Source organism: Pseudomonas sp. W22_MBD1_FP4, from assembly GCF_052113765.1.
Classification (GTDB): Bacteria; Pseudomonadota; Gammaproteobacteria; order Pseudomonadales; family Pseudomonadaceae; genus Aquipseudomonas; species Aquipseudomonas sivasensis.
Map to the genome: position 1 here is coordinate 138,876 of NZ_JBGQOI010000011.1, position 22,200 is coordinate 161,075.

The 22,200-nt window shown below is 60.1% G+C and carries 16 protein-coding genes; 5 read left to right on the top strand and 11 right to left on the bottom strand.

The genetic code is table 11. The features are described from left to right. Window positions 1–15: 15 nt before the first annotated feature. The 10 genes from ACEN2T_RS16070 to ACEN2T_RS16115 form a co-directional block, all read right to left on the bottom strand. Complete coding sequence (locus tag ACEN2T_RS16070; protein WP_442116988.1) at window positions 16–273, bottom strand: DUF2790 domain-containing protein; 258 nt, start codon at window positions 271–273, stop codon at window positions 16–18. A gap of 100 nt (window positions 274–373) precedes the next feature. After that, window positions 374–1,312 (bottom strand): carbohydrate kinase family protein, encoded by a 939-nt coding sequence (locus ACEN2T_RS16075; RefSeq protein ID WP_095185871.1) that lies wholly within the window; start codon window positions 1,310–1,312, stop codon window positions 374–376. 12 nt (window positions 1,313–1,324) lie between these two features. After that, window positions 1,325–2,806, bottom strand: a complete 1,482-nt coding sequence (gene xylB / locus ACEN2T_RS16080; protein WP_032886875.1) for a xylulokinase — start codon at window positions 2,804–2,806, stop codon at window positions 1,325–1,327. Window positions 2,807–2,946: 140 nt separating this feature from the next. Then, entirely contained in the window at window positions 2,947–4,428 is a 1,482-nt protein-coding gene (locus ACEN2T_RS16085) for a mannitol dehydrogenase family protein (RefSeq protein ID WP_442116989.1), read from the bottom strand. A gap of 18 nt (window positions 4,429–4,446) precedes the next feature. Next, entirely contained in the window at window positions 4,447–5,550 is a 1,104-nt protein-coding gene (locus tag ACEN2T_RS16090; RefSeq protein WP_095185869.1) for an ABC transporter ATP-binding protein, read from the bottom strand. A 23-nt stretch (window positions 5,551–5,573) separates the two neighbouring features. Continuing rightward, window positions 5,574–6,404 carry a carbohydrate ABC transporter permease gene (locus ACEN2T_RS16095; protein WP_032886872.1) on the bottom strand — a complete coding sequence of 277 codons (831 nt, stop codon included), beginning with the start codon at window positions 6,402–6,404 and terminating at the stop codon, window positions 5,574–5,576. A gap of 10 nt (window positions 6,405–6,414) precedes the next feature. Next, window positions 6,415–7,305: a carbohydrate ABC transporter permease gene (locus tag ACEN2T_RS16100; RefSeq protein ID WP_050442832.1), complete on the bottom strand. Its 891-nt coding sequence runs from the start codon at window positions 7,303–7,305 to the stop codon at window positions 6,415–6,417. A gap of 154 nt (window positions 7,306–7,459) precedes the next feature. Then, window positions 7,460–8,743 (bottom strand): ABC transporter substrate-binding protein, encoded by a 1,284-nt coding sequence (locus ACEN2T_RS16105; protein ID WP_371260725.1) that lies wholly within the window; start codon window positions 8,741–8,743, stop codon window positions 7,460–7,462. A gap of 217 nt (window positions 8,744–8,960) precedes the next feature. Continuing rightward, window positions 8,961–9,866: an AraC family transcriptional regulator gene (locus ACEN2T_RS16110; protein ID WP_032886868.1), complete on the bottom strand. Its 906-nt coding sequence runs from the start codon at window positions 9,864–9,866 to the stop codon at window positions 8,961–8,963. Between the two features lie 73 nt (window positions 9,867–9,939). After that, window positions 9,940–11,229, bottom strand: a complete 1,290-nt coding sequence (locus ACEN2T_RS16115) for a glycosyltransferase (RefSeq protein WP_442116990.1) — start codon at window positions 11,227–11,229, stop codon at window positions 9,940–9,942. Between the two features lie 158 nt (window positions 11,230–11,387). Here ACEN2T_RS16115 and tpx point away from each other — a divergent pair, with 158 nt between their 5' ends. From tpx to ACEN2T_RS16140, 5 genes are all read left to right on the top strand, one after another. Next, on the top strand, window positions 11,388–11,888 hold the full coding sequence (tpx, locus tag ACEN2T_RS16120; RefSeq protein WP_095185866.1) for a thiol peroxidase: 501 nt from the start codon (window positions 11,388–11,390) through the stop codon (window positions 11,886–11,888). 230 nt (window positions 11,889–12,118) lie between these two features. After that, window positions 12,119–13,417: an MdtA/MuxA family multidrug efflux RND transporter periplasmic adaptor subunit gene (locus ACEN2T_RS16125; protein WP_032886865.1), complete on the top strand. Its 1,299-nt coding sequence runs from the start codon at window positions 12,119–12,121 to the stop codon at window positions 13,415–13,417. Beyond that, window positions 13,414–16,515 carry an MdtB/MuxB family multidrug efflux RND transporter permease subunit gene (locus ACEN2T_RS16130; protein ID WP_442116991.1) on the top strand — a complete coding sequence of 1,034 codons (3,102 nt, stop codon included), beginning with the start codon at window positions 13,414–13,416 and terminating at the stop codon, window positions 16,513–16,515. Before ACEN2T_RS16125 ends, ACEN2T_RS16130 begins: the two co-directional genes overlap by 4 nt. Continuing rightward, a complete protein-coding gene (locus ACEN2T_RS16135) occupies window positions 16,512–19,619 on the top strand; it encodes an efflux RND transporter permease subunit (protein ID WP_032886862.1) in 3,108 nt (1,035 codons plus the stop codon). Before ACEN2T_RS16130 ends, ACEN2T_RS16135 begins: the two co-directional genes overlap by 4 nt. Then, complete coding sequence (locus tag ACEN2T_RS16140) at window positions 19,616–21,079, top strand: efflux transporter outer membrane subunit (protein ID WP_032886861.1); 1,464 nt, start codon at window positions 19,616–19,618, stop codon at window positions 21,077–21,079. The genes ACEN2T_RS16135 and ACEN2T_RS16140 overlap by 4 nt, the downstream gene beginning before the upstream one ends. Before the next feature lie 166 nt (window positions 21,080–21,245). Here ACEN2T_RS16140 and ACEN2T_RS16145 read toward each other — a convergent pair whose 3' ends face one another. Beyond that, on the bottom strand, window positions 21,246–21,815 hold the full coding sequence (locus ACEN2T_RS16145) for a hypothetical protein (protein ID WP_442116992.1): 570 nt from the start codon (window positions 21,813–21,815) through the stop codon (window positions 21,246–21,248). Between the last annotated feature and the right edge of the window lie 385 nt (window positions 21,816–22,200).

Here is a 22,200-nt window from a genome sequence, read left to right on the forward strand (position 1 = left end):
GTGACAGTGCAACGCTCAATTCTGGAAGCTGCACGCGTCGGACAGCTTCCGATAGCCCACATCTTCGACTTTCCCAGCCTTGTCCACGAACTTGATATCGGCGTCGATGACTTTGCAGTCATTGGTCGGCGCTTCGTTCATGGCGATCACATGCTTGATGTTCAGCGGCATGCCGTATTGGTAAGGCACGGGTTTCTGGTTGTCGGCCTGGGCCAGGCCCGAGACGGCTGCCAGTGCCAGCGTGCCGCCACACAGTAAAGTACGTAGTTTCATGAAGGTGCTCCGCAAGTGGGTTCGACTTCACTGTCGGCTTGCGGGATTAACCATCGATTAATCGAGGCCTGGCTGACAAAACCTTCATGAAACCGGGTGTTCAGCCCAACTGTTTACGATACGGCAGGTCCGGGCCGGTTTTGGTGCAGGTCATCGCCGCCGCGCGAATCGCGAAGCCCAGCATGGCGTCAATTTGCGCGCGGGTGAGTTGTTGCAGGCCGTCGACCGAATCCAACTGCTGCTCGGTCAGCCAGGCAATCAACGCAGCCTGGAAGGTATCGCCGGCGCCCACGGTGTCGGCCATCACCACCTTGACCGCAGGTTGCGACCAGGTGCCATGTTGGCGGCTGAACACACTGGCGCCGTCGCCGCCACGGGTGAGGAATACCAACTGGCAACGGTGTTGCAACCAGCCTTGCAGCACGCTTTCCGGCGACTGGTCGGGGTACAGCAGGTGCAGGTCTTCATCGCTGACCTTGATCAGGTCGGCATGTTTGACCAGTTCGGCGACGCGGTCACGCCACAGCTGGATGTCGGGTTGCGGGTTGAGGCGCACGTTGGGGTCGAGGCTGATCAGGCGCTTGCCGCTTTCGCGCTGTACCAGGGCCAGCAGGGTGTCGCCAATCGGTTGCACCACCAGGGAGAACGAGCCGATATGCAGCCCACGCACGTCATCACCGAGTACCGGCAAATGCTCGGCTTGCAGCAGCCGGTCCGCACAGCCCTCACCCCGGAAGTTGTACTGCGGTGAACCATTGGCACCCACGGCGACCATGGACAGGGTGGTCGGCGCGGCGAATTCCACCAGGAACTGCTCGCTGACGCCTTCATCTTTCAGCACCTGCAATAAGCGTCGGCCGAGGAAATCGGTGGACAGGCCGCCGAACAACCCGGCCTCGATGCCCAGGCGGCGTAACCCCACCGCGACGTTGAACGGTGAGCCACCCGCAATCGCCTTGTAGTTGACCTTGGAGGCCTGCCCGCTGGCATCTTCCTCGCTGAAAAAATCGAACAGCGCTTCACCACACACCAGATACATAGTCGTTCGCTCTTAAAGGGTTGCCACGTGCTGTTGATAGCGTTCGTAAGCCAGTTGATAGGCGCTGACATGGGCCGCCACCGGCAGGGTACGGCTGGCCGGGTCAACGCTCACGCATTTGTCGCAGAGGCTGGCCAGGGATTCGCCGGACTGGCTCCACGCAGCCTGGATCGCCGCGCCGAGGGCGGCGGCTTCGCTTTGTTCGGTGCAGATCACTTCGGTGTTCATGATATCGGCGACCATCTGCCGCCACACGGGGCTTTTCGAGCCGCCGCCGATCAGGCGGATACTCTGGCTTTGCAGGCCGGTTTGGCGCAGCAGGTCCAGCCCGTAGCGCAGGCCGAAGGTGGTGCCTTCAACCACGGCGCGGCACAGGTTGGCGCGTGTCAGGTTGGTCATGGTCAGGCCGTGCAGGCTGCCAGTGGCGTGCGGCAGGGCGGGTACGCGTTCGCCGTTGAGGAACGGCAGCATGCTGACGCCGTCGGCGCCAATCGGCGCTTGCTCCACCAGGCTGTTGAACGCGTTGAGGTCGAGTTCGAAGAGCTCGCGTATCACGCCTGTGGCGTTGGTCAGGTTCATCGTGCAGATCAACGGCAACCAGCCGCCGCTGGATGAGCAGAATGTGGCGACCGACGCTTGGGGGCTGACGTTGGGTTGGTCCGAAAACGCATAGACGGTACCCGATGAGCCCAGGCTCATGGTGATCACGCCGGGCGCGATATTACCGGTGCCGATGGCGCCCATCATGTTATCGCCGCCGCCGCTGGCGACGATGGCGTTGGGGTTGATGCCCAGGCGCTCGGCGATGGCAGGCAGGATGCTGCCCACGGTTTGATCGGCTTCGATCAGTTGCGGTAAGGCTTGTTCCAGGCGACCACTGGGGTCGATGTGCTTGAGCAGTGCCACATCCCAGTCACGGCTGCGCACGTTGAAATAGCCGGTGCCGGACGCATCGCCGTATTCTGCGACGGCACGGCCGGTGAGCCAGTAATTGAGGTAGTCGTGGGGCAGCAGGATATGGGCGATTTGCTTGAAGATGTCCGGGTGTTGTTCGCGGGTCCAGAGCAGCTTGGACACGGTGTAGCCCGGTGCGATGGCCACGCCCAGCCGTTCGAGTGAACCGCTTTCGCCGCCCAGATGTTGCAGCAGGCGGTCGTTCTCCGGCGCGGTTTCGGTGTCGCACCACAGCTTGGCCGGGCGCAAGACCTGGCCTTGGTCATCCAGCAGCACCAGCCCGTGCTGCTGGCCGGAAACGCCGATACCAAGGATGTCCTGGCCGTCCACGCCAGCCTGTTGCAGGGCGCGGTGGGTGGCTTCGGTAAAGGCGTCCAGCCATTCCTGGGTGTGCTGTTCGCGACGGCCATTGGCGCCGCTGATCAACGTGTGCGCGGCGGCGCCCAGGCCCAGCACCTTGCCGCTGGAGGCGTCGAGGACGATGGCTTTGGTGCCTTGGGTGCCGCAGTCGATGCCGAGGAACAGGTTTTGCTGGGTCATGATGGTGTGCTCAGCAGTGTTATTTTTTTTGGATTGGCAACCCGGTCCAGTGTGGGAGGGGGCTCGCCCCCGATGGCCGTGGGTCAGTGAAGGATATTTGACTGACACACCCTCATCGGGGGCAAGCCCCCCTCTCACATTTAAACCGGTTTCTTCAGAAGGTGCTTCAGGGTAGTGGTGACGCCGTTATCACGCAGACTCTCATAGCACCGCTCGAACGCTGCCACAAACGCCGGCGAGTTGGGAATAGCCGTGCCAAAAATCTCTTCTACGCCCAGTAGGCGTTTGCTGATCAGCGCATCGTCAGTCACCAGCCCCTGGCAGAATTCCGCCCGCGGATCGGGGATTTTGTAGCTCACCCCATTCTCATCCACGCCCTTCAAATACAAGGCCCAGGCTGCGACGACCAGCGCCGCGCGCTCTGTTTCACGCCCATCGGCAATCAGATGATTGATGGTCGGCACGGTGAACTTGGGAAACTTCGACGAGCCGTCCGAACACACGCGCTCCAACTGGTCGGCAATCGCCTGGTTGGAGAAGCGATCCACCAGCGTCTGCTTGTAGTCGGTCAGGTCGATGCCCGGTACCGGCGCGAGGTTTGGCGTGACGTCGAGGTCCATGTAGGCACGCATGTAGGCTACGAACAGCGGGTCGTTCATGGTCTCGTGCACAAACCGATAACCCTTGAGAAACCCCAGGTAGGTCAGGGCCAGGTGGCTGCCGTTGAGCAAACCGATCTTCATCTCTTCATAGGGCGTCACATCGTCGGTGAACTGCACGCCAACCTTTTCCCACGCCGGGCGGCCGTTGACGAATTTGTCTTCCAGCACCCACTGCACGAAGGGTTCGCACACCACTGGCCAGGCATCGTCAATGCCGTGTTCATCGTGCAATTGCAGGCGGTGGGCGGTGCTGGTCATGGGAGTGATGCGGTCGACCATGGCATTCGGGAAGCTCACATTGGCTTCGATCCAGTCATGCAACTCGGCATTGTGCAGGGCGGCAAACGCCAGCAATGCCTTGCGCGTGACGGCGCCGTTGTGGGGCAGGTTATCGCAGGACATCACGGTGAACGCGGGAATGCCGGCGGCGCGGCGTTGGGTCAGCGCCGCGCAGATAAAACCGAACACGGTTTTCGGCGCCATGGGGTGCGCCAGGTCGTGCTGGATCTGCGGCAGGTGGGACATGAACTCGCCGTTGCTGTCGTCGATGCAGTAACCGCCCTCGGTGATGGTCAGCGAGACGATGCGGATTTCAGGGTTGGCGAGCTTGTCGATCAGGGCTTGGGCGCTGTCTTCGGCCAGCAGCATGTCGCTGATGGCACCGATTACGCGCACTTCGGTGTCGTCGGTGTCGCCCAGTTCATACAGGGTGAACAGGTAGTCCTGGCCGGCCAGATCGTCGCGGGCCTTGCGGTCCTCGGCCCGCAGTCCGACGCCGCAGATGCTCCAGTCCAGGCCTTCACCGGTGTTCATCAGCGCATCGGTGTAATACGCCTGGTGCGCGCGGTGGAAGCCGCCGACGCCGATATGGGCGATGCCCTGACGGGTGTCGGCAATGGCGTAGGCCGGGATTTTCACCTGCTCAGCCAGTTGCGTGAGGTTCTGTGTGTTCAATTTCATAACGTAATACTCGCGAAATCAGGCGGCAGCGCGCAGTGGACGGGCCACGGCCACGCCATCAGTGTCGAACAGATGGCAGTGCGCCGGGTCCAGGTGCAGGTGCAGGGTTTCACCGTACTGGCTGGCCATGTCGCCGCGGATGCGCATGGTCAACGGCTCGCCGTTGGCGGTGTTGACGTGGCAGAAGGTGTCACTGCCCAGGCGTTCGCCGACGTCGGCGGTGACGGTCAGGGTGGTTTGGCCAGGCGACGCGATTTCCAAGTGCTCCGGACGAATGCCCAGGGTGACCGCGCTGCCGACGCTCAAGGTCGGACCACTGAGCGGCAGGTTGATCAAGGTGCCGGCGTCCAGTTGCACTTCGCAGGTCTGGGACTCGACACGCGTGACCTTGCCCTTGAGGAAGCCCATTTTCGGCGTGCCAAGAAAGCCCGCCACAAACAGGTTCGCGGGTTGGTGATACAGCTCCAGTGGCGAACCTACCTGCTCGATACGGCCGCTGTTGAGCACCACCACCTTGTCGGCCAGGGTCATGGCTTCGACCTGGTCGTGGGTCACGTAGATCATGGTCGCCTGCAGTTCTTTATGCAGGCGCGCCAGCTCCAGGCGCATTTGCACACGCAGGGCGGCGTCGAGGTTGGACAGCGGTTCGTCGAACAGGAAGATCTTCGGGTTGCGCACAATGGCGCGGCCAATCGCTACGCGCTGACGCTGGCCACCGGAGAGTTGCTTGGGCTTGCGCTCCAGCAGCGGGCCCAGTTCGAGGATGCGCGCCGCTTCGTTGACCTTGCTCTCCACCAGCTTCTTGTCGACGCCGGCCAGGTCCAGGGCAAACGACATGTTTTTGCGCACGCTCATATGTGGATACAGCGCGTAAGTCTGGAACACCATCGCCAGGTCGCGCTTGGCCGGGGTCACTTCGGTGATGTCGCGGCCATCGAGTTCGATGGTGCCTTCGGTAACTTCTTCCAGGCCGGCGATCAGGCGCAGCAGGGTGGACTTACCGCAGCCCGACGGGCCGACGAAGACCACGAACTCCTTGTCGTTCACTTCCAGGTCGATGCCTTTGATGATCGAGAAACCTTCGAAGCCTTTTTGCAAATTCTTGATTTTGAGGTTGGCCATGATGGGCCCTCCGCTAGAAATTATTATTTAACTGCGCCGAAGGACAAACCGCGCACCAGCTGTTTCTGGCTGATCCAGCCAAAGATCAGGATCGGCGCACAGGCGAGGGTCGAGACGGCCGACAATTTGGCCCAGAACAAGCCTTCGGGGCTGGAGTAGGAGGCGATCAGCGCGGTCAACGGCGCCGCGTTCGATGAGGTCAGGTTCAGCGACCAGAACGCCTCGTTCCAACACAGGATCAGCGACAGCAACACCGTGGAAGCGAGGCCGCCCTTGGCGATCGGCAGCAGTACCCGGACCATTTCCTGCCAGAGGGTGGCGCCGTCCAGGCGTGCGGCTTCGAGGATGTCTTTGGGGATGTCTTTGAAGTAGGTGTAAACCATCCAGACCACGATCGGCAGGTTGATCAGGGTGTAGATGATGATCAGCGCAATGCGCGTATCCAGCAGGCCAAAACTCTTGGCCAGCAGGTAGATCGGCATCAGCACGCCTACCGGCGGCAGCATCTTGGTGGACAGCATCCACAGCAGCGTGCCCTTGGTGCGCTTGGTTTCGTAGAACGCCATGGAGTAGGCCGCCGGCACCGAGATCAGCAGGCACAGGGCGGTAGCGCTGAAGGAAATCAGCACCGAGTTCCAGGCATAGCTGAAGTAGTTGCTGCGCTCGTTGATGTGCAGGTAGTTCTCCAGCGTCGGCGTGAAGATGAACTGCGGCGGCGTGGCGAACGCGTCGATTTCGGTCTTGAAGCTGGTCAGCACCATCCAGAAGATCGGGAAGAAAATCAGGATTGCGATGGCCCAGGCCAACGTGCCGAGCAACAGGCTTTGCAGGCGGCGGGATTGTTGAAGCGTCATGGCGCGGCCCTCAAGGCTTGTCAGTCAGGTTTTTGCCGATCATCCGCACCAGGATGATCGCCGCGATATTGGCGATGACCACGGCAATCAAGCCGCCGGCCGAGGCCATGCCCACGTCGAATTGCACCAGCGCCTGGTTGTAGATCAGGTAGGCCAGGTTGGTCGACGCGTAGCCGGGGCCACCGTTGGTGGTGGTGAAAATTTCGGCGAATACCGAGAGCAGGAAGATCGTTTCGATCATCACCACCACGGCAATCGGGCGGGCCAGGTGGGGCAGGGTCAGGTGCCAGAAAATCGCAATGGCGCCGGCACCGTCCAGACGTGCCGCTTCCTTTTGTTCCTGGTCGAGGGACTGCATGGCGGTCATCAGCAGCAGGATCGCGAAGGGCAGCCATTGCCACGACACAATGATGATGATCGACAGCAGCGGGTAGTGCGCCAGCCAGTCAACAGGTTCTGCGCCAAAGAACTTCCACACGGCAGCGAGGATTCCCGACACCGGGTGAAAAATCAGGTTCTTCCAGATCAGCGCACCGACGGTGGGCATGATGAAGAACGGAGAAATCAGCAACACCCGCACCAGGCCGCGACCGAAGAATTCACTGGCTTCCAGCAGCGCGCTGATCAACACGCCGAACACCACGCTGATCAGCAATACGCTACCTACCAGCAACAGGGTGTTGGAGGCACCGGGCAAGAAGCCCGAGTCGGTGATGAAGTAGGTGAAGTTCTCCAGCCCCACGAATTGGTTTTCGCCGGGGTAGAGCAGGTTGTAGCGGATCAGGGAAAAGTACAGGGTCATGCCCAGGGGCACGATCATCCAAAGCAAAAGCATGGCGACCGAGGGCGTGACGAGGAACCAGCCTGGGTTGGCCAGGCGGTTTTTGGGTGCTGTATTCATGATAATCAAGGCCATTGCGAAGCAAGGATCGGAATGCGGTCAGGATGGGAGAGGGCTTGCCCCCGATAGCGGTGTATCAGTCACTGAATCATCAACTGGTAGATGGCTATCGGGAGTAAGCCCCCTCCCACATTTGACTGTGGTGAGACCCGGGTTATTTGGGGTAACCTGCCCGCTTCATTTCACGCTCGGTGGTGGTCTGCGCGGCGGTCAGTGCAGCATCGACCGTTTGCTGACCGGTCAGCGCACCGGAGAAGAACTTGCCGACCTGGGTGCCAATCGCCTGGAACTCAGGAATGGTCACCAACTGGATACCGATATACGGCACCGGCTTGAGCGTCGGTTTGGTCGGGTCGGCGACTTTCAGCGATTCCAGGGTCACCTTGGCGAACGGTGCAGCCTTCATGTACTCGTCGCTGTAGGTCGACTTGCGGGTGCCAGGCGGTACGTTGGCCACGCCGTCGGTCTTGGCGACCAATGCGCCATATTCCTTGGAGGTTGCCCAACTGGTGAACACCTTGGCGGCGTCCTTGGCCTTGGAGCTGGTCGGGATCGCCAGGGACCAGGAATACAGCCACGAAGTGCCTTTGTCGGTCTTCTCGTGGGGCGCGAAGGTGAAGCCTACGCTGTCGGCCACCTTGCTCTGGGACTTGTCGGTGACAAACGAGCCGGCCACGCTGGCGTCGACCCAAATTGCACACTTGCCGCTGTTGAACAGCGCCAGGTTTTCGTTGAAACCGTTGCTGGACGCACCCGGCGGGCCGGATTTCTTCATGTTGTCGACGTAAAAGTTAAGCGCGTCTTTCCATTCGGGGCCGTTGAATTCAGGCTGCCACTTTTCATCGAACCACCGCGCGCCATAGCCGTTGGCCAGGGTGGTGATCAGCGCCATGTTTTCACCCCAACCGGCTTTGCCGCGCAGGCACAGGCCGTATTGCTCTTTGGTTTTGTCGGTGAGTTTGGCCGCGAATTCGCCGATCTGGGTCCAGGTCGGATGCTCGGGCATGGTCAGCCCGGCGTCCTTGAACAGGTCGGTGCGGTAATACGTGATCGAGCTTTCAGCGTAGAACGGCAGGGCGTACAGCGAGCCTTTGACGGACAAACCGTCACGCACAGAAGGGAAAACGTCGTCGAGGTCGTAGGAAGCCGGAAGATCCTTCATCGGTTCCAGCCAGCCTTTGGCGCCCCAGAGTGCGGCTTCGTACATGCCAATGGTCAGCACGTCGAACTGTCCGCCTTGGGTGGCGATGTCGGTGGTCAGGCGTTGGCGCAGCACGTTTTCTTCGAGCACCACCCAATTCAGCTTGATCTCTGGATGCTCGGCCTCGAAGGTCTTCGAGAGCTTTTGCATGCGGATCATGTCGCTGTTGTTGACGGTGGCAATGGTCAGGGTCTGCGCGCCAAAGCTGACGGCGCTGAGGGTCATGCAGGTTGTCATGCAGGTGGAGACAAGCAGTGCTTTTGCTGTGAACTTCATCGCGCACTCCATTTCCGCGCCCAGGGGCTACAGAAGGACAGTTATTGTTGTTGTGTCTTCCTACGAGGAGTCAGGAAGAGTGTGCGTTGATTACAGCCTTCAAATGGGGTTGTGACAAATCCTTGGGAGCACTTGGACTGATACTTTTTTGCACTCGGTCACACAGCCTTTGAAACCTTCAAGCCAGGTTCTGCTCGGTCAGCCGTTGCACCGCCAGGCGCCGGTAGTGGGAAGGGGTCATGCCTTTAAGCTGCTGAAAACGTCGGTTGAAGTTGGAGATATTGTTGAAACCCGACTCAAAGCACACATCGGTGACGGCCTTATCGCCATCTGCCAGTAACTCGCATGACTTGCTGATGCGCAGTCTGTTGACGAATTCGATAAATGTGCGCCCGGTGGCCTGCTTGAACACCCGGGAAAAATACGTGGGCTTCATGCCCAAGTGTTCCGCCACTTCCTCCAGCGGCAACTCCCGCGCGTAGTGGGCGAAGATGTAATCCACCGCCCGGTTGGTGCGGTCGATGCTGTGTTCATCGGCCAGTTGCGGCGTGGTCACGCCGGACAGCAGTTGGTAGTCCTCACAGGTACTCAAGACTTCCAGCAAGATAAAGAAGTGCCCCAGGCGCGCCATACCCTGGGCGTCCTCGATGCGTTGCATCAGGGTCATGGCTTGGGCAATGGTCTTTCTGCAACGAAACTCGATGCCGTACTGGGCGCGTTCCAGCAGTGGGGTGAGGGTTTTCAGCTCGGTGAAGATATGGCTGCCGTTTTCCAGTAATTCTTCGGTGAAGTTCACCAGCATGTCGCGCTTGGGCACCACCTCGTCTTCTTCCACCTGGCTGATCCAGTTATGGGGCAGGTTGGGGCCGGTGAGGAAGAGGCTTTCAGGGTAGAAATTACCGATGTAGTCGCCGATAAACACCTTGCCCGAGCTGGCGACGATCAGGTGCAGTTCGTATTCCTTGTGGAAATGCCAGCGCACCAGCGGACAGGGGAAACCATGCTGGCGATAGATGATGGACAGACCGTTGTGATCGTCCATCAGTTCGTAGGAAGGGTCGGTGATTCGCGCTGCTCGGGTCATGCTGCCGTCGCTTTTATTGTTGGTTGCGACCCGAATAATGCCCCCTTGTGCGCGCCCCTGCCAGCGTCGGTGTTTACAGCACGCGGTTTTTTGCCTCGATCCACTGGGACATGTACTGGGTACTTTTGTGGGCGTGATGGCGCAGCATGCTGCCGGTAAAGTTGTCGCGGCGATGGGCGGCGAGGTGGCGACGGCAGTGCTCCAGGCACTCCACCAGCGCAGGCCCGTGGATGTTCTGGTCATAGCGGCGGGCAATCAACTGGCGGCCGTCTTCCTGGGCCTGGGTCCAGCGCTCGCGGTCCTGGTACAAAGCCACGGCAGCGGCGGCCAAGGCAGGCGCGCTGGTTTCGATCATGCCGGGCCATGGTTGCTCATCGCCCATGGCCTCGGCGCCGATCGGCGTGCTGATGCTCGGCGTACCGCACAGCATCGCGTCCGCCAGTTTGCCCTTGATGCCCGCGCCGAAGCGCAGGGGGGCCAGGCAGATGCGTGCTGCGCTCATCACCTGTAGCGCATCTTCAGCCCAGTTCATCACATGAAAGCCCTGGGCCGGGTTATGCAGGGCGGTGGCCTTGGGTGGGGTGTAAGCGCCGTAGATATGCAGCTGCGCGCCGGGTAATTGTTGTCGAATCAGCGGCCACAGGCTGTTCTTCATCCACAGCACAGCGTCCCAATTGGGCGCGTGGCGGAAGTTGCCGATGCTGAGGAAATGCGCGCGGTCGTCAAACGGGACGAAGGTTTCGGTCACGGGCTCCAGCATCAGCGGGCACCAGTGGAGCAGGGCGGCCGGCACCTTGAACTGCTCGGTCAGCAGGCGCATTTCCACGTCGGAGATCATCAGGTTGATGTCACAGCGGTAAATCGCCGCGATCTCGCGCTTGGCCACGTCGGTGTCGGCCATCAGTTGGAACTCATCTTCCAGGGCGGGCGCAAACAGAGCGCTGAAGTCGTCGCTGTCGGGATGGGTCTTAAGGTGGTTCTTGAGCCGTTGCTGGCGAGCGTCGCGCAGGCTTTGCAGGTCGCAGGTTTCCAGCACGCGCAATGCGTCGGGGCAACACTTCTCCACGCGCCAGCCGAACTGCTCTTCCATCATGAAACGGTCGAACAGCACGATATCCGGAGCGAGCTCGCTGATAAAGTCGTCGAAACTGCTGTTATTGAGCTCGATGGCGCATTCGGCAATGCCCAGGGCGAGCAGGTCGGCTTTGTGCTCGCCGAGTGCAGCAGGGCTGCTGAAGGTAATGTCCCAACCTTGCGTAAGAAAGGTCTCAAGAATCTGCATCATATGCCCGCCAGCGGCCGAAGAACGCGGCTCCGGCCAGACATAACCAATGACCAGAACTTTGGTGGCAGGCGGATTCATCGACGACGGTTTCCTTTAAGGGCAGGCGAAAAGCGCGCAATTAAACCACAACCTGTGGGCATGACAATTTGTGTCTGGCGGTAGGTAGGCACGGCACTTTGTGGTTAACTTCCGCCTCTCGAATTCGTTTAACTAAACCCAGCATAAGGATTCTGTTCATGGCTCAAGTCACCCTTAAAGGCAACGCGGTCAAGGTTGAAGGCGAATTGCCGCAAGTCGGCACCCAGGCTCCAGACTTCATCCTGACTGCCAACGACCTGTCGGACGCAACCCTGGCGACCTTCGCCGGCAAGCGCAAAGTGCTGAACATCTTCCCAAGCGTTGATACCCCGACTTGCGCGACGTCGGTTCGCAAGTTCAACGCCCAGGCCAACGAACTGAACAACACCGTTGTACTGTGCATCTCCACCGACCTGCCATTCGCCCAAGCACGCTTCTGCGGCTCCGAAGGCCTGGAAAACGTGAAGAACCTGTCGGATTTCCGCGATCCTGCTTTCGCTCAGGACTTTGGCGTGGCAATCGCTGATGGCCCGCTGCGCGGCCTGACCGCCCGCGCCGTGGTGGTTCTGGACGAAAACAACAACGTCCTGCACACCCAACTGGTTTCTGAAATCGCTGAAGAACCAAACTACGAAGCCGTTCTGGCTGTTCTGAAGTAACTGTTTGCGTGGATGCTGTCGTTTTGCAGTAACACGCGTGATACATGATTGCGGCCTGGCCTAGTCCAGGCCGTTTTCATTTGTGCTTCAGACGTTTAGGCAAATAGCCGACGGACTAGACCCAGACGTTAAAAGTTGTAAGCCCAAGGTAAATAGCCGGTAAAGGCGCTTTTCTTAATGCGCCCCAGTGCTTATCTTTCAGCCTCCCAAAGAAGAAGCTCTCGCGCCCAATGGTTGATCATTCCATGCAATCCTCCCCCCGCAACTCCCGTCGCTGGCTGTTCGGCCTGCTTGTGCTGCTGGTTATCGCCGGTCTGTGCTGGAAATTCTGGCCCGGCGGCGCGGCCCAAAAAGACGCACCGGCCGGGCACACCAGCAAAACCGGCATGGCACGCCCTGGTTTCGGCGGTTCCACGGGCCCGATACCGGTGCGCGTGGCGCCGGCGGTGTTGGGAGAGTTTCCGGTGTACTACAAGGCATTGGGCACTGTTACTGCGCTCAACACCATTAATGTACGCAGCCGGGTGGGCGGGGAATTGATGAAGATCGCCTTTGAAGAAGGGCAGATGGTCAAGGCCGGCGATCTGCTGGCCGAGATTGACCCGCGTAGCTACCAGAACGCCTTGCTCCAGGCCCAGGGCACGCTGATGCAGAACCAGGCCCAGCTGAAAAATGCCCAGGTCGATGTGGAACGCTATCGTGGGTTGTATGCCCAGGACAGTATCGCCAAGCAGACCCTGGACACCGCCGAAGCGCTGGTCCTGCAATACCAAGGCACGGTCAAGACCAATCAGGGCGCGGTGGACGACGCCAAGCTCAACCTTGAATTCACCAAGATCCGCGCGCCGATCGCCGGTCGCGTCGGCTTGCGCCAGCTCGACGTCGGCAACCTGGTGGCCGCCAACGACACCACCGCCCTGGCCGTGATCACCCAGACCCAGCCGATCAGCGTGGCCTTTACCCTGCCGGAAAACACCCTGGAAACCGTGCTCGCCCGTTACCACGCTGGCAACAAACTGCCCGTGGAAGCCTGGGACCGTGGCGACGTGAAACAGCAGGCCGTCGGCGTGTTGCAGAGCCTGGACAACCAGATCGACGTCACCACCGGCACTCTGAAATTCAAGGCGCGTTTCGATAATAAGGACAAAGCGCTGTTCCCCAACCAGTTCGTCAACGTGCACCTGCTGGCCGACACCCTGCACAACGTGGTGCTGGCGCCGTCCGCCGCGATTCAGTTCGGCAATGCTGGCACCTTTGTCTACAAGCTTGATGGCGACAAGAAGGTCAAGGTACAGCCCCTTGTGGTCGGTGATACCGACGGTGAAAACACCGTGATCAAGGAAGGCTTGGTCGCTGGCGACCGTGTGGTGCTGGAAGGCACCGACCGCCTCAAGGAAGGCAGCGAAATCGAAGTGGTCAACGACAGCACTGAAGTCCCGACCACCCCGACTGAGCACCTGCAAGGCAAACCAGCAGCGAAAGGGGAGACCGGCGCTGACGCTGGCAAGGCGCAAAAGGTCGGCGCATGAACCTGTCGCGGCTGTTTATCCTTCGCCCGGTCGCCACCACGCTGAGCATGCTGGCCATTGTCCTGGCCGGCATCATCGCGTACCGCTTGCTGCCGGTCTCGGCCTTGCCCCAGGTGGATTACCCGACCATTCGGGTGATGACCCTCTACCCCGGCGCCAGCCCCGATGTGATGACCAGCGCGGTTACCGCGCCCCTTGAGCGCCAGTTCGGGCAGATGCCCGGCTTGACCCAGATGGCGTCCACCAGTTCCGGCGGCGCTTCGGTACTGACCCTGCGTTTTAACCTCGACATTAATATGGATGTCGCCGAGCAACAGGTGCAGGCCGCGATCAACGCCGCCACCAATTTGCTGCCCAAGGACCTGCCGGCGCCGCCGGTGTACAACAAGGTCAACCCGGCGGATACCCCGGTGCTCACCCTGGCTATCAGCTCCAAGACCATGTTGCTGCCCAAGCTCAATGACTTGGTCGACACGCGCATGGCACAGAAAATTGCCCAGATCAGTGGCGTCGGCATGGTCAGCATCGCTGGTGGCCAGCGTCAGGCCGTGCGTATCAAGGTCAACCCCGAAGCCCTGGCGGCTAATGGCCTGAACTTGTCGGATGTGCGCACCTTGATCGCGGCGTCCAACGTCAACCAACCCAAGGGTAACTTCGACGGCCCGACCCGGGTGTCGATGCTCGACGCCAACGACCAGTTGGTCTCGCCCCAGCAATACGCCGAACTGATCCTGGCCTACAACAATGGCGCGCCGTTGCGCCTTAAAGATGTGGCACAGATCGTCGACGGCGCCGAAAACGAGCGCCTCGCGGCTTGGGCCAATGAAAACCAGGCGGTGCTGCTGAACATCCAGCGCCAGCCGGGTGCCAACGTCATTGAGGTGGTGGACCGCATCAAGGCGTTGCTGCCGAGCATCACCGACAATCTGCCTGCGGGCCTCGACGTCACCGTCCTCACCGACCGAACCCAGACCATCCGCGCCTCGGTCAAGGACGTACAACATGAATTGCTGATCGCCATTGCCCTGGTGGTGATGGTGACCTTCCTGTTCCTGCGCCGGGTCAGCGCCACGATTATTCCGTCCATCGCCGTACCGTTGTCTCTGGTGGGCACCTTCGGCGTGATGTACCTGGCTGGGTTCTCCATCAACAACCTCACGCTGATGGCCTTGACCATCGCCACCGGGTTTGTGGTGGACGATGCCATCGTGATGCTGGAGAACATCTCCCGTTACATCGAAGAAGGCGAGCCCCCCCTGGCCGCCGCCCTCAAGGGCGCCAAGCAGATTGGTTTCACCCTGATTTCCCTGACCCTTTCGCTGATCGCGGTGCTGATTCCGCTGCTGTTCATGGCCGATGTGGTGGGGCGTCTGTTCCGCGAATTTGCCATCACCCTGGCGGTGGCGATCCTGATTTCCCTGGTGGTGTCCCTGACCCTCACGCCGATGATGTGCGCGCGGTTGCTCAAGCGTGAGCCGAAAGAGGCAGAACAGGGCCGCTTCTACAAGGCCAGCGGCGCCTGGATCGACTGGATGATCGAAGCCTACGGGCGCAAGTTGCAGTGGGTGCTCAAGCACCAGCCGCTGACCCTGCTGGTGGCCATCGCCACGTTGGGTCTTACCGTGGTGCTGTACCTGGTGGTGCCCAAGGGCTTTTTCCCGGTGCAGGACACGGGGGTGATCCAGGGTATTTCCGAGGCGCCGCAGTCGATTTCCTTTGCGGCCATGAGTCAGCGCCAGCAGGCGTTGGCCAAAATCATCCTGGCGGATCCGGCGGTGGAAAGCCTGTCGTCCTACATCGGTGTGGATGGCGATAACGCGACCCTCAACAGCGGACGCTTGCTGATCAACCTCAAGGCCCACGGCCAGCGCGACTTGAGCGCAGCCCAGGTAATCACGCGTCTGCAACCGGAAATCGACAAGTTGGTGGGTATCCGCCTGTTTATGCAGCCGGTGCAGGACCTGACCATCGAAGACCGTGTGAGCCGCACCCAGTACCAATTCAGCATGTCCTCCCCGGACTCTGAGTTGCTGGCGCTGTGGAGTGACAAGCTGGTGCACGCCCTCGGCCAGTTGCCGGAGCTTACCGACGTCGCCAGCGACCTGCAGGACAAAGGCCTGCAGGTGTACCTGGTGATCGACCGCGATGCGGCCTCGCGCCTGGGCGTCAGTGTGTCGACCATCACCGACGCGCTGTACGACGCCTTCGGCCAACGCCAGATTTCCACCATCTACACCCAGGCCAGCCAATACCGCGTGGTGTTGCAGGCCCAGTCCGGTGAGACCCTCGGCCCGGATGCGCTGAACCAGATCCATGTGAAAACCACCGACGGCGGCCAAGTGCGGCTGTCGAGCCTGGCCCGTGTGGAACAGCGTCAGGCGCAGTTGGCCATTGCCCATATCGGCCAGTTTCCGGCCGTGATGATGTCGTTCAACCTGGCCCCCGGCGTGGCGCTGGGCAAGGGCGTGGAGCTGATCAACCAGGCGCAGAAAGACATCGGCATGCCCGTGGGCGTGCAGACCCAGTTCCAGGGCGCAGCCCAGGCGTTCGAAGCCTCGCTGTCGAGCACCTTGCTGCTGATCCTGGCGGCGGTGGTCACCATGTACATCGTGCTCGGCGTGCTCTACGAGAGCTATATCCACCCGATCACCATCCTGTCGACCTTGCCTTCGGCGGCGGTGGGGGCATTGCTGGCCCTGCTGCTCAGTGGTAATGACCTGGGCATGATCGCGATCATCGGCATCATCCTGCTGATCGGTATCGTGAAAAAGAACGCGATCATGATGATCGACTTCGCCCTCGACGCCGAACGCAACCAGGGTCTCGACCCACAGACCGCGATCTACCAGGCCGCGCTGTTGCGCTTCCGGCCAATTCTGATGACCACCCTGGCCGCGCTGTTCGGTGCGGTTCCGCTGATGCTGGCCACCGGCTCCGGTGCTGAATTGCGCCAGCCGCTGGGTTTGGTGATGGTCGGCGGCCTGCTGGTGAGCCAGGTGTTGACGCTGTTCACCACGCCGGTGATCTACCTGTATTTCGATCGCCTGGGTCGTCGCTGGCGCAAAGAACCGCAAAGCCTGGAGCCGGTTGAGTCATGAACCTGTCCGGACCTTTCATCCGCCGACCGGTAGCGACCCTGCTGCTGAGCCTGGCGATCATGCTGTTGGGCGGGGTGAGCTTTAACCTGTTGCCGGTCTCGCCGCTGCCGCAGATCGACTTCCCGGTGATCGTGGTCTCGGCCAGCTTGCCGGGTGCCAGCCCCGAGGTGATGGCGTCCACGGTGGCCACGCCGCTGGAGCGCTCCTTTGGCGCGATTGCCGGCATCACCACCATGAGCAGTTCGTCCAGCCAGGGCTCTACCCGAGTGATCCTGGCGTTTGACTCCGACCGTGATATCAACGGCGCGGCGCGTGAAGTGCAGGCGGCGATCAACGCGTCACGCAACCTGCTGCCCAGCGGCATGCGCAGCATGCCCACCTACAAGAAAATCAACCCGTCCCAGGCGCCGATCATGGTGCTGTCGCTGACCTCGGACGTGTTGCAAAAGGGCCAGCTCTACGACCTGGCCTCGACCATCCTGTCCCAAAGCCTGTCCCAAGTGCCGGGTGTGGGCGAAGTGCAGATCGGCGGCAGTTCCCTGCCAGCGGTGCGCATCGAGCTGGAGCCCAAGGCCCTCGACCAGTACGGCGTGGCTCTGGACGATGTGCGCAACACCATTGCCAACGCCAACCAGCGGCGGCCCAAGGGGTCGCTGGAAGACAGCGAGCGCAACTGGCAGATCCAGGCCAATGACCAGTTGGAAAAAGCCAAGGACTACGAGCCGCTGCTGATTCGCTACCAGAATGGCGCGGCCTTGCGCCTGTCGGATGTGGCGAAGATTAGCGACGGCGTTGAAGACCGCTACAACAGCGGCTTCTTCAACAACGAGCCGGCGGTGCTGTTGGTGATCAACCGCCAGTCCGGCGCCAACATCATCGAGACCGTCCGACAGATCAAGGCTCAACTGCCGGCGTTGCAGGCGGTGCTGCCGTCCAGCGTCAAGCTCAGCCTGGCCATGGACCGCTCGCCGGTCATCACCGCCACCTTGCACGAAGCCGAGATGACCCTGCTGATTGCCGTGGGGCTGGTGATTCTGGTGGTTTACCTGTTCCTCGGTAACTTCCGCGCCTCGCTGATCCCGACCCTGGCGGTGCCGGTGTCGCTGGTGGGCACTTTCGCGGTGATGTACTTGTACGGGTTCTCGCTGAACAACTTTTCGCTGATGGCGTTGATCCTGGCCACCGGCCTGGTGGTGGACGATGCCATTGTGGTGCTGGAGAACATTTCCCGGCATATCGACGATGGTGTGCCGCCCATGAAGGCGGCGTACTTGGGCGCCCAGGAAGTCGGCTTTACCTTGCTGTCGATGAACGTGTCGCTGGTGGCGGTGTTCTTGTCCATTCTGTTTATGGGCGGGATTGTCACCAACCTGTTCCGCGAGTTTTCCATCACCTTGTCCGCCGCGATCATTGTGTCGTTGATTGTCTCGCTGACCTTGACCCCCATGCTCTGCGCTCGCTGGCTCAAGCCCCACGTCAAAGACCGGATGACCGGTTTGCAGCGTTGGAGCCAGAGGATCAACGACCGGATGGTTGCCGGTTATGCCACCAGTCTGGACTGGGTACTGCGCCATCGACGCCTGACCTTGCTCAGCTTGTTGCTGACCATCGGCATGAACGTGGCGTTGTACGTGGTGGTGCCGAAAACCTTTATGCCCCAGCAGGACACCGGCCAGTTAATCGGCTTTGTGCGCGGCGATGACGGGCTGTCGTTCAGCGTGATGCAGCCGAAGATGGAGACTTTCCGCAAGGCGGTGCTCAAGGACCCGGCGGTGCTCAGCGTGGCGGGCTTTATCGGCGGCAACAACGGCACCAACAACGCGGTAATGCTGGTACGCCTCAAGCCGATCAGCGAACGCAAGATTTCTGCCCAGGCGGTGATTGAGCGCCTGCGCAAGGAAGTGCCGCTGGTGCCGGGCGGGCGCCTGTTCCTGATGGCTGACCAAGACCTGCAATTTGGCGGCAGCCGCGACCAGACCAGCGCGCAGTACTCCTACATCCTGCAAAGCGGTGATCTGGCCGCATTGCGCCTGTGGTACCCGAAAGTCGTCGCTGCGTTGCGTGAACTGCCGCAACTCACCGCCATCGACGCCCGTGAAGGCCGGGGCGCAGCCCAGGTCACGCTGATTGTCGACCGCGACCAGGCCAAGCGCCTGGGCATCGACATGGACATGGTCACCGGGGTGTTGAACAACGCCTACAGCCAACGGCAGATTTCTACGATCTACGACAGCCTTAACCAGTATCAGGTGGTCATGGAGGTCAACCCCAAATACGCCCAGGACCCGATCACCCTCAACCAGATGCAGGTGATTACTGCCGATGGCGCGCGGGTGCCGCTGTCGACCATTGCCCATTACGAGAACAGCCTGGCCGATGACCGGGTCAGTCACGAAGGCCAGTTCGCCTCGGAAAACATCGCCTTCGACATGGCCGAAGGGGTGACGGTGGAGCAGGGCACGGCCGCCATCGAACGGGCGATTGCCAAGGTCGGTTTGCCCGAAGACGTGATCGCCAAGATGGCCGGCACTGCCGATGCCTTCGCAGCCACCCAGAAAGGCCAGCCGTTCATGATCCTCGGCGCGCTCGTGGCGGTGTACCTGGTGTTGGGCATTCTGTATGAGAGCTACATTCACCCGCTGACGATCCTCTCGACCCTGCCGTCGGCCGGCGTCGGCGCCATGCTCGCGATCTACCTGACAGGGGGCGAGTTCAGCCTGATCTCCTTGCTGGGGCTGTTCCTGCTGATCGGCGTGGTGAAGAAAAACGCAATCCTGATGATCGACCTGGCCCTGCAACTGGAGCGTAACGACGGCTTGGGCCCCTTGGAGTCGATTCGCAGCGCTTGCCTGTTGCGTCTGCGGCCGATCCTGATGACCACGCTGGCGGCCATCCTCGGTGCCTTGCCCTTGCTGCTCGGCGCCGGCGACGGCGCCGAAATGCGTCGCCCCCTGGGCCTGACCATCATTGGCGGCCTGGTCTTCAGCCAGGTCCTGACCCTTTACACCACCCCGGTGGTTTACCTTTATCTCGACCGCGCGCGCCATCGTTTCAATAAATGGCGCGGCGTGCGTACCGATGCTGCCCTGGACACTGCGCTATGACCGATTCAACCTTTGCCAAATTGGCCATGACCCGCGGTTCCCGTGTCGCGAGCCTGGTGCTTTGCGGCGTATTGCTCAGCGCCTGCGCCGTCGGCCCGGACTACAAGCGCCCGGATGTTATCGAACCCGTGCAATTCAAGGAGGCCCAGGGCTGGCGTCAGGCCACGCCGAGTGATTCCTTGGCCCGTGGCGCCTGGTGGGAGTTGTACGGCGACCGCCAGCTCAACGACCTGGTGGTGCGCCTGAATACGGCTAACCAGACGGTGGCACAGGCCGAGGCGCGTTTTCGCCAGGCCCAGGCTCTGGTGCGCAGTTCGCGCGGGGCGTTTTACCCGACGGTCGACCTGAGCGCCGGTAAAACCCGCGCCAGTCAGGGCACCGGCAGCAGCAGCGCGAGCCTCAGCAGTTCCAGCAGTGGTATCCGCGACACCCTCAACGCGCAATTGGGCGTGAGCTGGGAAGCCGACATCTGGGGCAAATTGCGCCGTGGTCTGGAAGCCAATGAAGCCAGCGCCGAAGCCAGCTCTGCGGACTTGGCGGCCATGCGCTTGAGCCAGCAATCGGAGCTGGTGCAGAGCTACCTGCAATTGCGCGTAATGGACGAACAGACCCGCTTGTTGCAAGCCACGCTGGACACTTACCAGCGCTCCCTGCAAATGACCGAAAACCAATACCGCGCTGGTGTCTCCGGCAAAGATGCGGTGGCCCAGGCGCAAACCCAGCTCAAGAGCACCCAGGCGAGTCTGATCGACCTGATCTGGCAGCGTGCGCAGCTGGAAAACGCCATTGCGGTATTGATCGGCGAAGCGCCGGCCAACTTCAACCTGGCCGTGAGCAAGGACATCCCGGCACTGCCACAGATTCCGGTGAGCCTGCCGTCGCAGTTGCTGGAGCGCCGCCCGGACATCGCCTCGGCCGAGCGCTCGGTGATCGCTGCCAACGCCAATATTGGCGTGGCCAAGGCCGCCTACTACCCGGACTTGAGCCTGAGCCTGGCCGGTGGTTATTCCAGCAGCACGTACGCTGACTGGATCAGCCTGCCGAACCGCTTCTGGTCGGTGGGCCCGAAGCTGGCCATGACCTTGTTCGACGGCGGCCAGCGCTCGGCGGAAGTCGACCGCACTGTGGCGTCCTACGACGAAACCGTGGCCAAGTATCGCCAGACGGTGCTCGACGGCTTCCGTGAAGTGGAAAACTACATGGTGCAACTCAAGGTGCTGGAAGACGAGGCGGTGGTCAGTAACGAAGCGCTGGAAGCGGCGCGCGAATCCCTGCGCTTGACTCAGAACCAGTACAAGGCGGGGTTGATTGCCTACCTGGATGTGGTGACGGTACAGGCGACCGCACTCAGCAATGAACGCACGGTGTTAACGCTGCTGCAGAGCCGGTTGGTAGCCAGCGTGCAACTGATTGCCGCGTTGGGGGGCGGTTGGGATGGGCAGACGTCAATAGCCGAGTAGGCGTGAGGGGGAATAATGCTACGTGGTCAGGACTCGTTGCGCGCACTTGGTGCGGTCTTAGCCAATTGAGTCTGTAGTTGCTGAGCGAAGATCAACAGGCCAACGCGCGATAGCCGAACGAAAGGGCTCTTTGTTCGGCTCACTCATCATTGTTTGCCAACCTGAGTTAAATGGCTCTGAGAGATATTAAATCAGCAAATTTGTATGACTTGGAGTTGTTCTCAACATGCAGCTCTAAAGAGTCATGGTTATACGATATTAAACTCCCAAATTCTGTTGTAGAGCGACCTTTGTATTCCAGAATTATTTTTGTGTACCGTGGTAGGTATTTTAGAATTTGGTCAACTTTACAAGCGACTCGAAATTTCAATACTCGGTTATCTCCGTCGGTTAATTGGTATTCTTTTCCACCGGGAAAATGATAGGTAATGACCGTGTCCTCGAAAGCGTCGATTCTCCCCCAGACTTCATATATTTTTTGTTTTTCATAACATATTTGTTTGTCATAACATAGATGAGTGCTTACTACGTACTCGCCATCGTCAATGGGGAAAGTGCCGCGTTCAGCAATTTTTCGCTCTACATAGGGTGTTATATCGGTCACTGTTTGAGCATCTCCGATGTTTTCGATTCTATAAGACTTGATTTCGCCGCCTTTGTCTCGAATACATTGAGTGCCTTTCAGGTGGCCAGTGTTCTCAGTGTTATTAGGGTATAGAAGTGCGATGATGGCCATTTCTGAAACTCCGAATGTCATGTGGAGTAAAGTTTATCGCTCTCAGCATGAAAGTCACCTGTAAGATATGACAGTTTTATATATCCTTACGGAATAAAAATTTTATTTTTATGGAGTGCAGGATGCTGGGAGTTTGTGTTAAACCCGATTTCTAAATACGGGCGTCTATACTGGAAAAGGGGTAACAATCCTCTAAAATTTTTAGTTTTTGTTATCCCGAGACCCGCCAACACTGAAGCGACACACTGCCTTTGATACGCAGGTGACGTCGCACACGAGCTATAGACCACTCCGGACCTGGCCAGTAGTTTGACGTCAAATTACAGGTGATGGCCCTATGATAATTAATCACCTGCACCAGAATTAATCTCGCTACAATCGCGCG